The organism is Schaalia naturae (assembly GCF_042665795.1).
Lineage (GTDB): Bacteria > Actinomycetota > Actinomycetes > Actinomycetales > Actinomycetaceae > Pauljensenia > Pauljensenia naturae.
This window is the reverse complement of the sequence record NZ_JBHTEF010000001.1, coordinates 1682286-1695196: the sequence shown is the minus strand read 5'-3', so window position 1 is coordinate 1695196 and position 12911 is coordinate 1682286. Positions and strand designations below refer to the sequence as shown.

General features: G+C 71.9%; 7 protein-coding genes. 6 read left to right on the top strand and 1 reads right to left on the bottom strand.

Features of this window, described 5'->3' with window-relative positions:
- Positions 1–101 precede the first annotated feature (101 nt).
- The 3 genes from ACFQWG_RS07515 (at position 102) to pgi (ending at position 7168) form a co-directional block, all read left to right on the top strand.
- Positions 102–2924 (top strand): YhgE/Pip family protein, encoded by a 2823-nt coding sequence (locus tag ACFQWG_RS07515; protein ID WP_380973861.1) that lies wholly within the window; start codon positions 102–104, stop codon positions 2922–2924.
- A gap of 135 nt (positions 2925–3059) precedes the next feature.
- Entirely contained in the window at positions 3060–5432 is a 2373-nt protein-coding gene (locus ACFQWG_RS07510; protein ID WP_380976285.1) for a 6-phosphofructokinase, read from the top strand.
- 71 nt (positions 5433–5503) lie between these two features.
- Positions 5504–7168, top strand: a complete 1665-nt coding sequence (pgi, locus tag ACFQWG_RS07505) for a glucose-6-phosphate isomerase (protein WP_380976283.1) — start codon at positions 5504–5506, stop codon at positions 7166–7168.
- Positions 7169–7217: 49 nt separating this feature from the next.
- Here the strand turns inward: pgi and ACFQWG_RS07500 are convergent, their stop codons facing one another.
- Positions 7218–8378, bottom strand: a complete 1161-nt coding sequence (locus ACFQWG_RS07500) for a PPK2 family polyphosphate kinase (protein ID WP_380973858.1) — start codon at positions 8376–8378, stop codon at positions 7218–7220.
- A gap of 220 nt (positions 8379–8598) precedes the next feature.
- Here ACFQWG_RS07500 and ACFQWG_RS07495 point away from each other — a divergent pair, with 220 nt between their 5' ends.
- The 3 genes from ACFQWG_RS07495 (at position 8599) to ACFQWG_RS07485 (ending at position 12910) form a co-directional block, all read left to right on the top strand.
- The gene (locus ACFQWG_RS07495; RefSeq protein WP_380973856.1) at positions 8599–9588 is read left to right on the top strand and encodes a malate dehydrogenase; all 990 of its coding nucleotides are present in this window, start codon (positions 8599–8601) and stop codon (positions 9586–9588) included.
- A 233-nt stretch (positions 9589–9821) separates the two neighbouring features.
- Complete coding sequence (locus ACFQWG_RS07490) at positions 9822–11225, top strand: sn-glycerol-1-phosphate dehydrogenase (RefSeq protein ID WP_380973853.1); 1404 nt, start codon at positions 9822–9824, stop codon at positions 11223–11225.
- Positions 11222–12910, top strand: coding sequence for a ribulokinase (locus ACFQWG_RS07485; RefSeq protein ID WP_380973850.1), 1689 nt, complete (start codon positions 11222–11224; stop codon positions 12908–12910). Before ACFQWG_RS07490 ends, ACFQWG_RS07485 begins: the two co-directional genes overlap by 4 nt.
- Position 12911 lies beyond the last annotated feature (1 nt).

The window sequence follows — 12911 nt, the reverse complement described above, 5'->3', positions numbered from 1 at the left end:
TATCGAAGCGGGGCGACCTCGTCCCCCCACACACGACCCGCGCCGGACGCTCGACCCCCCGCGGGCCCGCAGGGGAACCCGCTTCCCAGAAGGACGCTCTCATGAGAAAACTGACCGGCTCGACGTTCGCGAACGTCATCGTCGTGGTCGCCATCGCCATCATCCCGCTGCTCTACGCCGGGCTGCTGACCTCCGCCTACCAGAACCCCACCAACCGGCTCGACACGATGACGGCCGCGGTGGTCGACCTGGACACCCCTGCCGATGTCACCCTGGCGACAGGGGAGACCCGGCACTTCGCGCTGGGCGACGAGCTGGCCGACCGGCTGACGGACCCCCAGGAGGGACAGGACGTCGGGTTCACCTGGGTCCGGATGGACAGCGAGGACGAAGCCCGCGCCGCGATGACTTCCGAGGACATCCGCGCGATGCTCGTCATCCCGGCCGACTTCACCCAGGCGACGACCCGCGTGGCCGCCGGCGACCCTCAGGACGCGGCCCAGCAGACCCTCAGCCTCGAGACCGACGACGGGGTCAACTACCTGGCCGGCACGATGGCGAAGACGGTCGCCTCCGAGATGGAGAACGTGATGACGGCCCGCGGCGTCGACGAGTACGTCGACAACATCGTGATGTCCCTGGGGACGATCCGCGACGGGATGGACGACGCCCAGTCGGGCGCCTCGGCGCTCGCCGAAGGGGCGGACGACCTGCAGTCGGGGCTCTCCTCCCTCGAGGACGGCGCGTCGACGGCGCGGTCCGGTGCGTCACAGCTGGCCGACGGCGCCGGACAGGTGGCCTCCGGCGCCCAGAGCGCCGCCTCGGGGGCCGACGCCCTGAGCAGCGGGGTCGCCGCCCTCTCCCAGGGGGCATCGACCCTGGACTCGGGCGTCTCCCGGTACACGGCAGGCGTGGACCAGGCGGCCTCCGGGGCCCGGCAGATCGCCTCGGGAGCCGAAGGCCTGACGACGCTGGCCGACGGCGTCGGCACCTACACCGCTGGCGTCGACCAACTGCGCGCGACCGTCGTCGCCGGAACCTCCCAGACGCCCTCACTCGTCAGCGGCGCCTCCGCGCTGAGCACCGGGCTCGCGCAGCTGGTGGGCGACGGGAGCGGGGCGAATCCGGGGCTGACCGCGCTCGCGAACGGGCTCGGAAACGCGAGCGACGCCGGGGACCTGATGGACCCCTCGCAGAACGACACCCTGGTCAAGGGCGTCGACGCCTACACCGCGGGCGTCGACAGCCTGAGCGGACAGCTCAATGATCCGGCGGCGACCCAGAAGCTCCAGGAGCTCACCGGCGGCGCGCAGAGCCTCTCCTCGGGCGTCGCAGCCTACACCGCGTCGATCGAGCAGATCCAGCAGCTCTGCGTGGGCGCGCACGGCGCCTCCGATCCCGTGTGCGCCGCCCTCACCCAGGCCGTCCAGCAGGACGCCGCCCTGACTGCCGGGGCATCCACAGTGGCCGACCGCACGAGCACGCTGGCCGGACAGATGGGCCAAACGGCCAGGGGCGCCCAAGTTCTGAGCTCCCAGAGCGCCGAACTGCTCGGGAAGACGAAGGAGGCAGCGACCGGCGCCCAGACGGCGCTCGCCGGCGCTCAAAAGCTGGCAGCCGGCGCCTCCACGCTCCAGGCCGGCATCGGCCAGGCGACAGACGCCTACAATCCGGCGACCGGTTCCGGGCGGAGCCTCGCCGGCGTCCTCACCACCCTCTCCTCGCAGTCCCAGACCCTGCGAGCAGGGGCGTCCTCGTCGACGCAGCTGATCGGCGCGACCTCCCAGCTGAGTTCCGGTCTGACCACCTTGACGCAGAACTCCTCCGCGCTGGCCTCCGGCGCGCGCCAGCTCGCCGAGGGCGCCTCGACCGCCTCCTCGGGGGCGGGCACCCTCACGGTCGGGCTGAAGGACCTCGCCGACGGCTCCGCCACGCTCGCGGACTCGACCTCGGCGCTCGCCGACGGTCTGGCCACGCTCGACAAGGGCGCCCGCACCGCCTCCGACGGCTCCTCCGCGCTGGCCACCGGTGCCGCGAAGCTCACCGAGGGCCTGAGCGACGGCGTCGACCGGATCCCGGCCTACACGGATGCCGACGCCGGCCACATCGCCGACGTCATCTCGACGCCCGTGGCCGTCGACGCGGTGCGCGACCACGCGGTGGCGAACAACGGCGCCGGGTTCACGCCGATGTTCATGTCGCTCGCGCTGTGGGTCGGCGGGATCGCGATCTTCCTCGTCCTGCCCGCGCTCGACCGCCGCCCCGGACCCACGGAGAAGTGGTGGCACGCGGCGCTGAGGCCCGCGACGACCGCCACCGTGCTCTCCGTCGCGCAGGCCGTCCTCATGATGACGATCGTCAACTGGACGATCGGGCTCAGCGCGGACAACGTCGGGGGCCTCGTGCTGCTGGCCATCGCCGCCTCCCTCACCTTCGTCGCGGTCAACCAGGCGGCGGTGGCGACCATGGCCTACCGTGGCCGGTTCGTCTCGATCATCCTCCTCAGCCTCCAGATCACCTCGATGGGCGCGACCTTCCCGGTCGAGACCGCTCCGAGGTTCTTCCAGTGGATCCACCCGTTCCTGCCGATGTCCTACACGCAGCTGGCGTTCCGAGACATGATCGCGGGCGCGGGCGCCGATCACGCCGTGCGCAACTGCCTGGCGATCCTGGCCGTCTGGTTCGTCGCGGCCGTCGCCTGCACCTTCCTGGGGGCCTACTTCCGGGGCGGGCGCCGCCCACTGCCCCGGGACAACGCCCTTCTGCAGGACCAGCTGGCCGCCGACGCCGAACAGCGGGCGGCCCAGGCCCGCGTCGAGCTGGAACGCGCCCGCCCCTCCTTCGGCGAATCCGCGACCGCCGGCGCACTCGGGGACGCGGGCTCCGGACCCGGTGACGCCTCCGGCGCCCCCGCCGCGCGCTGAGCGCCCTCGTCCCGCCTGGGCGGAGGCCTGTCGGCGCGGGCGCCTGGAGAGGGCACAATAGAGCCGGGGTTCGACGACCACCTCAGGAGGGGACAGATGACCGGTCAGACAGCAGCAGCCGCCAGCGATCCGGAGATGGCTGCCGCACCGGCGCCTGCGATGCGCATCGGCGTGCTCACCTCGGGCGGGGACGCCCAGGGCATGAACGCAGCGGTGCGCGCGGTCGCCCGCACGACCCTGGCCCGCGGGGCCGTCCCCTACGCGATCCGCGAGGGCTGGGAGGGCGCCGTCCAAGGCGGGGACTACATCCAGGAGCTCGCGTGGTCGGATGTGTCCGGCATCCTCGCCGAGGGCGGCACGGTCATCGGCACCGCCCGCTCGGTGGAGTTCCGGGAGTGGTCGGGCATGCACAAGGCGGCCCTCCACCTCCTCGAACGCGGCATCGACCGGCTGGTCGTCATCGGAGGGGACGGCTCTCTGGCCGGCACGGACGAGTTCCGCGAGGGCTGGGCCGCCCACGTCGCCCAGCTCCTCGAGGAGGGCGCGATCTCCCAGCAGGTCGCCGATGCCCACCCCAGCCTGATCGTCGTCGGCCTGGTGGGGTCCATCGACAACGACCTCGTGGGCACCGACATGACGATCGGGGCGGACACCGCCCTGCACCGCATCGTGGACGCGCTCGACCAGATCACGTCGACGGCCGCCTCTCACCAGCGCACCTTCATCGTCGAGGTCATGGGTCGGCACTGCGGCTACCTCCCGCTGATGGGGGCCGTCGCCGGGGGGGCCGACTACGTCTTCACCCCGGAGAACCCCGTGGGCCCGGGGTGGGAGGACGATCTGTGCGAGAAGCTTCGCCGCGGCCGCGCGGCCGGGAGGCGGGAGTCGATGATCCTGGTCGCCGAGGGGGCCACGGACCAGACGGGCGCCCACCTGGGCGCCCCCCAGATCGCCGAGGCCATCCGGGAGCGCACCGGCGAGGACGCGCGCATCACGATCCTCGGGCACGTCCAGCGCGGCGGCACGCCCTCGGCCTACGACCGGTGGATGTCGACGCTGCTGGGATACGCGGCTGTCCAGGAGATCACGCAGGCCGGACACGACTCCGAGCCCGTCGTCCTGGGCGTGCGCAACAACCGCGTCACCCGGATCCCGCTGATGAAGGCCGTGCGCGACACGCGCGCCGTCAAGGGCTACGTCGCCGACGGCGACTACCGGGCCGCCATGGCGGCGCGCGGCACGAGCTTCACGACGATGGTCGCGCTCAACGACATCCTGTCCGCCCCGCCCGCCCCCGAGCCCGCTCCGGAGGGCGGAGCCGGGGTCGAGCCGGGGAACGGCCCGGCGGACCCCGCGGAGGCGGGCGCCGCCGACTCGCCCGGCGTGATCCACCAGGTGGATGACCCGGCGCCGCGCGTGGCGATCCTCCACGCCGGCGGGCTCGCCCCCGGCATGAACACCGCCGCCCGGGCCGCCGTGCGCCTGGGCATCAACCGCGGGTGGGTGATGCTGGGGGTCGACGGCTCGTGGCCGGGGCTCATGGAGAACAAGGTGCACGAGTTGTCGTGGTCGGACGTGGAGGGCTGGGCCTTCCACGGCGGAGCCGAGCTCGGGACGCGGCGCATCCAGCCTTCGATCGAGGAGTACTACGGGATCGGGCGGGCCCTGGAGCGCAACCGGATCGACGCCCTCCTCGTCATCGGCGGGCTGGACGCCTACCTGGCCGTCGCCGGCATGACGGGGGAGCGCGACCGCTACCCGGCCTTCCGCATCCCGACGGTCCTCGTGCCCGCCACCATCGACAACAACCTGCCAGGCACGGAGCTGACGATCGGCGCGGACACCGCGCTCAACAACGCCGTGTGGGCCCTCGACCGCATCAAGGAGTCCGCGGCGGCCTCGAAACGCTGCTTCGTCGCGGAGGTGATGGGACGGCGCTGCGGCTATCTCACGCTGATGTCGGGGATCGCCTCCGGCGCCGAGCACGCCTACCTCAACGAGGTCCCGTTCACCATCACGGACATCAGCCGGGACGCGCGCCGCCTGCGAGAGGCCTTCGAGCACGGACGCCGCCTCTACCTCGTCCTCGCCAACGAGGAGGCCTCCCCCCACTACGACCGCGAGTTCCTCGGCCGCGTCTTCGAGGGCGAGGGCGACGGGCTCTACGACGTGCGCAACTGTGCGCTGGGCCATCTCCAGCAGGGCGGGGCGCCCACCCCCTTCGACCGGCTGCTGGCCACGCGCCTCATCGACGCCGCGATCACGCAGCTGGCCGGGCAGTTCGAGAAAGGCACGTCGAACGCCGTCTACATCGGCCAGACCACGCGTTCCATCGAGTCCCGCGCCGTCGAGCGCATGGACGACGACCTGGACCGGGAGAACGGCCGCCCCTCCCTGCAGTGGTGGATGGAACTGCGCCCCGTCCTCGAGGCGGTCTCGCAGCTGAACGCCGATGTGGAGCTCCGCCCGGTCACCGTCCTCGACGCGTCCGCCGCCGAAGGGCGGTAGCGGCCGCCCGGACGATCCCACGACCCCCGACAATCCGCACAGGAGCACAAAGATGAGCACTCTTCCCCCCGATCGACCCGACGACCACCCGGGCGTGGCAGTCGCTGGACGCCCGGGCCGACGCCTTCGACCCCGACCTGCGCGCCTGGTTCGACGCCGACCCCGACCGCGGCGCCCGCTGGACGCGCCAGGCCGGGGACCTGCACGTCGACCTGTCGAAGAACCTCGTCGACGACGCGGTGCTGGAGGACCTGCTCGCCCTGGCCGAGCAGACCCACGTGCTCCACCACCGCGACCGGATGCTCGAGGGCGAGCGGATCAACGTCACGGAGGGCCGCGCCGTCCTCCACACCGCGCTGCGCCGGCCCTCCGAGGATCATCTGGAGGTCGACGGCGCGGATGTCGTCGCCGAGGTCCACGCGGAGCTGGCGAAGATCTACGACTTCGCCCGCCGCGTGCGCAGCGGCGAGTGGACCGGGGCGAGTGGCAAACCGGTGCGGACCGTCGTCAACATCGGGATCGGCGGGTCGGACCTGGGTCCCGTCATGGCCTACGAGGCGCTCCGGCCCTTCGTCGCGCCGGGGCTGAGCTGCCGCTTCATCTCGAACATCGACCCCACCGACGCGGCCGAGAAGACCCGGGACCTCGACCCTGAGACCACCCTCGTCATCGTCGCCTCGAAGACCTTCACCACGCTGGAGACCCTGACGAACGCCCGCGTCGTGCGCGAGTGGCTCCTGGGGGCGATGCGCTCGCGGGGGCTCCTCGACGAGGGCGACGCGGCGGGCGAGGCGGCGGCGATCGCCCGGCACTTCGTGGCGGTGTCCACGGCGCTGGACAAGGTGGCGGCCTTCGGGATCGACCCGGCCAACGCCTTCGGCTTCTGGAACTGGGTGGGCGGGCGCTATTCGGTGGACTCCGCGGTGGGGACGTCGCTGGCCGTCGCGATCGGACCGGAGCGCTTCGAGGAGTTCCTCGGCGGCTTCCACACGATCGACCGCCACTTCGCCACGGCCGCGCCCCGCGACAATGTGCCGCTGCTCATGGGGCTGCTCAACGTCTGGTACGGGAACTTCCTGGGATCGGACACCCACGCGGTGCTGCCCTACTCCCAGTATCTCCACCGGTTCCCCGCCTACCTGCAGCAGCTGACCATGGAGTCCAACGGGAAGTCCGTGCGCTGGGACGGGACGCCCGTGTCCTACGACACCGGCGAGGTCTTCTGGGGAGAGCCCGGCACCAACGGGCAGCACGCCTTCTACCAGCTGATCCACCAGGGCACGCGCGTCGTGCCGGCCGATTTCATCGCCTTCGCGACTCCGACCTGGGGCACCCGCGACGGGGACGCCGACGTCCATGAGCTGTTCCTGTCGAATTTCTTTGCCCAGACCAAGGCCCTGGCCTTCGGGAGGACAGCCGACGAGGTCCGCGCCGAGGGCACTCCGGAGGCGGTCGTGCCGGCCCGGGTGTTCACGGGGAACCGGCCGACCACCTCCATCATGGCGCCCGCGCTCACGCCGTCGGTGCTCGGCCAGCTCATCGCCCTCTACGAGCACATCACCTTCGTCCAGGGGGCGGTGTGGGGCATCGATTCCTTCGACCAGTGGGGCGTCGAGCTGGGCAAGAAACTCGCGAGGGACCTGGTCCCCGCCATCGCCGGGGACACCGCCGTGCTGGCCGGGCAGGACTCCTCGACGCGCGGGCTCATCGAGTACTACCGGGGCCATCGGGTGTGAGCGACGGGCGGTGGACCGGGCGGGGACGCCCCTCCCGGCCGGGCGCGCCTCAGGACAGGGCGGCGTCCGAGCGGGAGTCGGCGTTCAGGGTGTCCACGGCGAAGGCCATGGCCTCGTCGTCGGCGATCCAGAGGTCCTCCTTCGCCGCCTTCTCCCGCGACCAGGCCCGCAGCGCCTCGGGCGTCATCGTCCGGTCCAGCCGGGTGCGCGAGGCCTCCACGTCCACGGTGGCGGAGGGCCACTGCGGGTCGATCTCGGCCAGGGTGCGCACGAGGATCTCGGTGACGGCCAGACGCGCGTACCACTTGCGGTCGGCGGGAACGACGTACCACGGGGCGACGCGCGTGGAGGTCCGGCGCAGGACCTCCTCATAGGCCGTCTGGTAGTGCGCCCAGTCGTCGCGGGTGTCCAGGTCGGAGTCGGAGAACTTCCACTGCTTGCCCATCCGGTCCAGCCGCTCGCGCAGGCGGCGCCCCTGCTCCTCGTAGGACACCATCAGGCAGACCTTGACGACGCGCGTGCCGGAGCGCGCGGCCTCCGCCTCCATGCGGGCGATGTCCCGTTCGCGGCGGTCGAGCTCCTCCCTCGGCACGGTCCAGGTCTGGCCGTGCTCGTCCGCGTGCCCGGTGAGAGCCTGCGCGGTCGGCACGAGGAGGTCCTCGTAGTGGGAGCGGTCGAAGACCCCGATGAACCCGGGGCGGGGCAGATGCGGGCGGACGCGCCACAGGAAATCGTGGGAGCGCTCCTCCTCGGTGGGCGCCTTGAAGGCGGCCAGCTGGACGCCCTGGGGGTCCACCTGCCCGACGACGTGGCGGACGATCCCGCCCTTGCCCGCGGTGTCCAGGCCCTGGAGGATCAGGAGGACGCTGTCCGTGGCCCCGCCCCGAGCGGCTGCGAAGAGCCGTTCCTGCTGTTCGGACAGCAGCTCGCAGCGTCGGACGGTGGCGCGCTCGCCGGCGGCCCGCCCAGCCTGCCACCCAGGGGTGGCGTCGCGGGCCAGGGCGGCGAGCGAGAATTCGGGGCTCGCCGCCAGCATCCCCCGGGGGTCGCGGTCCCACATTCGGGTGACGTCCTCGACGTCGCTGGCGGACTCGCGGGCGGCCTGATCCCGGCGTTCCCGGTCCTTGCGGGCCTTTTTCACCGCCTTCTTCGCGCGGTCGATCGCCCTGCGCCGCTGCTCGGCCTCGCGCCGGTCCTTCTTCTGGCCCATCGTGTCCCGTCCTCCGGCCCCTCCGGGGCCCGTCCGCCTGACCGTCCGCTTCATGGTATTGCGTACGTCACGTTGCGGGGGGCGGATATCTGGGACTGGCATCCCTGTCCGAGCGCGAACCGCTGACCTAGGCTGGGCATGTCGTGTCCGACGGAGTGGACGTCGGGCGAACAGGCGGCGCCGTTCGGCGTCGCGGAACAACCACCAAGGAGTTCCTCACATGGCAGACCCCCGCATCGTCACCGTCACCGGCGCCGCCGGGCACATCGGCTACGCTCTGCTCTTCCGCATCGCCTCCGGCCAGCTCTTCGGCCCGGATGTCCCCGTCAAGCTCAACCTGCTGGAGATCCCCCAGGCCGTGCATGCCGCGGAGGGCACCGCCATGGAACTCGACGACTGCGCCTTCCCCCTGCTGTCCGGCATCGACATCTTCGACGACGCGGCCAAGGCCTTCTCCGGCACGAACGTGGCCTATCTGGTCGGCGCCCGCCCGCGCACGAAGGGCATGGAGCGCGCGGACCTGCTGGAGGCCAACGCGGGCATCTTCGGGCCCCAGGGCGCGGCCATCAACGCCGGGGCCGCCGATGACGTGCGTGTCCTGGTCGTGGGAAACCCGGCCAACACGAACGCGGTCATCGCGCAGAACGCGGCGCCTGACGTCCCGGCCGACCGCTTCACCTCGATGATGCGCCTGGACCACAACCGCGCGATCTCCCAGCTGGCGCACAAGACGGGTGCGGCCGTGTCCGACATCAAGAACGTGGTCGTGTGGGGCAACCACTCCGCCGACCAGTACCCGGACGTCTCCTACGCGACGGTGGCCGGCAGGCCCGCCGCCGACCTGGTCGACGACGCCTGGCTGTCCGAGGAGTTCCGCCCGACCGTCGCCAAGCGCGGCGCGGCCATCATCGCCGCGCGCGGCGCCTCCTCGGCCGCGTCCGCCGCCAACGCCGCCATCGACCACATGCACTCCTGGATCCACGGCACTCCCGAGGGCGAGTGGGTCACCGCCGGCGTCTACTCGGACGGATCGCACTACGGCGTGCCCGCGGGCCTGTCCTTCGGGTTCCCGGTCACCTCGGCCGACGGCGAGTACCACGTCGTCGACGGCCTGGAGATCTCCGACGCCACGCGCGCCGGCATCGACCACAACATCGAGGCGCTCCGCGAGGAGTACGACGCCGTCAAGGCGCTCGGCTTCATCAAGTGAGGCGCGCGGCCGGATCCGTCGTCCGGCCGTCCCCCGGCCCCGTCGTCCACGAACCTGGGCGGCGGGGCTCTCGTATGCGGTGCGCCGACGGCGCCGATGCTGTCACCAATTCCGTGACAAATCACACTCTGGATGTTACGTTGTCGCCTATGGGCGGCCCGCGCGGGAGCGGGCCGGCCGGTTGATCGCCCAGGGACGGGAGTGATCTGCCCGGAGAGAAGGAGAACCGCTCGATGAGCGAGGCTATCGATCAGGCACTGCGCGAGGCGACGGAGACGAGGGCGATCGAGTTCGGCCCAGGCGCGGTGCATCGCGCCGGGGCGATGTTCGCGAGGCTCTTTCCCGGCAAGCGGGCGCAGATCGTCGCCGATGAGAACACCTTCGGCGCCGCGGGGGCCGCCGTCGGGCACTCGCTGCGCGAAGCGGGCGTGCCGATGGGGGACCCGTACGTGCTCCCGGGCAGGCCGACCCTCTACGGCGACTACACGGAGGTCGAGAAGCTGCGCGAGTTCCTGCGGCCCCGCGCGGATGCGGCCGTGTGCTCGATCGGGTCCGGCACGCTCAACGACATCGCGAAACTCGCCGCGGCCGAGCTGGGGCGCTCCTACATGCATGTGTGCACTGCGGCCTCCGTGGACGGGTACACGGCGTACGGCGCGTCGATCTCGCGCGACGGCTTCAAGATCACGAGACCGTGCCCCGCCCCTGCCGGCCTGGTCGCCGACACGGACATCATGGCGGCGGCCCCGCAGCGCCTGACATCGACGGGCTACGGCGACCTGATCGAGAAGATCCCGGCGGGGGCCGACTGGATCCTCGCGGACGAGCTGGGCATTGAGCCCATCGTCGCCCCCGTGTGGGAGCTCGTCCAGGGGCCGTTGCGCGAGACGCTCTCGCAGCCCCGGCGCGTCGGCCGAGCGGATCCGCAGGCCGTCGCGGCGCTGGCCCAGGGGAACATCATGTCGGGCCTGGCCATGCAGGCGCTGCGGTCCTCGCGTTCGGCATCGGGTGCCGGCCACCAGTTCTCCCATGTGTGGGAGATGGAGGGGCACGGGCTCGACTGGGAGCCGCCGCTCTCCCACGGGTTCAAGGTCGGCGTCGGCACCGTCGCCTCCTGCGCGTTGTGGCAGGAGGCGCTGGCGCTGGATGTGGGCTCCATCGACGTGGATGCCCGGGTCGCGCGCGCCCCGAGCGACGCGGAGGTCGAGGAACGCGTGCGGATGCTCCTGCAGCCGCGCATCGCCGGCGAGTCCGTCCCCCACGCGGTCGGGAAGAACCTGCAGGGCGACCGTCTGCGCGAGCGCATCCAGGTGATCCGCAGCCACTGGGAGGCGATCACGGCGCGATGCGCGCCGCAGCTCCTCACTCCGGACGAGGCGGCGGAACACCTGCGCGAGGCGGGCGCCCCCTCCCATCCCGAGGCGATCCGGATCGAATGGGACCGCTTCCGCCTCACGCATTTCAAGGCGCAGATGATCCGCCCGCGCTACACGGTCCTCGACCTGTTGGCGGACCTGGGGGAGCTCACCGCCGTGGTGAACCGCCTCTTCGGCCCCGCCGGGTACTGGGGCAGGCACCGGCATCCGGGGGCAGCGGAGGGCACCCTGTCCGCCGACGTCGCGGGGGGACGGCCATGAGCCACGTGATCGGCATCGATTTCGGCACCCTCTCGGCGCGCGCCGTGATCGCGAGCATCGAGGACGGAACCGTCGTGTCGGATGCGGTCGCCGACTACCCGCATGGCGTCATGGCGCAGCGCCTCGATGTGGCGGACGGCCGGGACCTGCCGCCCGACTTCGCGCTCCAGGAGCCGGCCGACTATCTGGACGCCCTGCGGCGCTCCGTGCGCGGCGCCCTCGCGGGATCGGACGTCGACCCCCAGGACATCGTCGGCATCGGGCTCGATGCGACGAGCGCCTCCGTCCTCGTGACGGACTCCCGGGGGACGCCCCTGTGTGAGACGCCCGGGTTCCGGACGAACCCGCATGCCTACCTCAAACTGTGGAAGCACCACGGCGGGAGCCGGCAGGCGGAGCGCATCGTGGCAGCCGCTCGGGAGAGGAGGGAGGGGTGGCTGGAGCGCTACGGCGGGACCCTCTCGGCGGAGATGCTGCTGCCGAAGGCCCTGGAGACCCTCGAGGAGGCGCCGGAGGTCTATCGCGCGGCCTCGGAGATCGTCGATGCGGCAGACTGGCTGACGTGGCAGTTGACGGGCCATCTGGTCTACGCCGCGGGCGACTCCGGATACAAACGGATGTACCAGGACGGTCGCTACCCGTCGAGGGAGTTCCTGGAGTCGGTGAACCGGGAGTTCGGCGGTGTCTTCGAGGACAAGATGCGCCACCCCGTCGTGCCTCTGGGGTCCAGGGTCGGAGGACTGACCGCGACCTGGGCGCGGACGCTGGGTCTGCGCCCGGGCACGCCCGTGGCAGCGGGCAACATCGACGCGCATGTCCATGCGGCGGCCGTCGACGCGGTGCGTCCGGGGCAGCTGACCGGGGTGCTGGGCACCTCGGTGTGCTGGATCGTCCAGGCCGAGCGCCTGCGCAGCGTCCCCGGGATCTTCGGGGTGGTCGACGGGGGCGTGGCGGAGGGCCTGTGGGCGTATGAGGGCGGCCAGAGCTCGGTGGGCGACACGTTCCAGTGGTTCATCGACCGCAGCCTGCCGGAGTCCTACCGGGCGGAGGCGCGCCGGCGCGGCATCAGCGAGTTCCAGCTGCTGGGCGAGCGCGCGTCGAGGCAGGGGATCGGCGAGAACGGACTGCTCGCCCTTGACTGGTTCAACGGCAACCGCTCGATCCTGGTGGACGCGGAGCTCACCGGCATGATCGTGGGCCAGACCCTGCAGACGAGGCCGGAGGACCAGTATCGGGCGCTCATGGAGGCTTGCGTCTTCGGCGCCCGCGTCATCATCGAGAACTTCGAATCCCATGGCGTGCCGGTCGACGAGATCCGGGCCGCCGGGGGACTGCTCAAGGAGCCGTTCCTCATGCAGATGTACGCGGACATCACGCGGCGGCCCATCTCGGTGGCCACGGTCGCCCAGGCGGGTGCGCTGGGTTCGGCGATCTTCGCGGCGGTGGCGGCGGGGGCCTACCCCACCGTCGTCGCGGCCGCCGACGCGATGGGCGGCGTGCGCGAGCGGGCCTACGTCCCCCGCGAGGAGGCCTCCCGCCGGTACGACCGCCTCTGGGAGCTCTACCGCCACCTGTATTTCCTGATGGGCCGCGAGGACGACGTGATGCACCGGCTGAAGGGGATCCAGCGTGAGGCCCTGTCGGAGAGCCAGGCCCAGGCGGCGCCGGCGAGAACGGAGCGGTGAG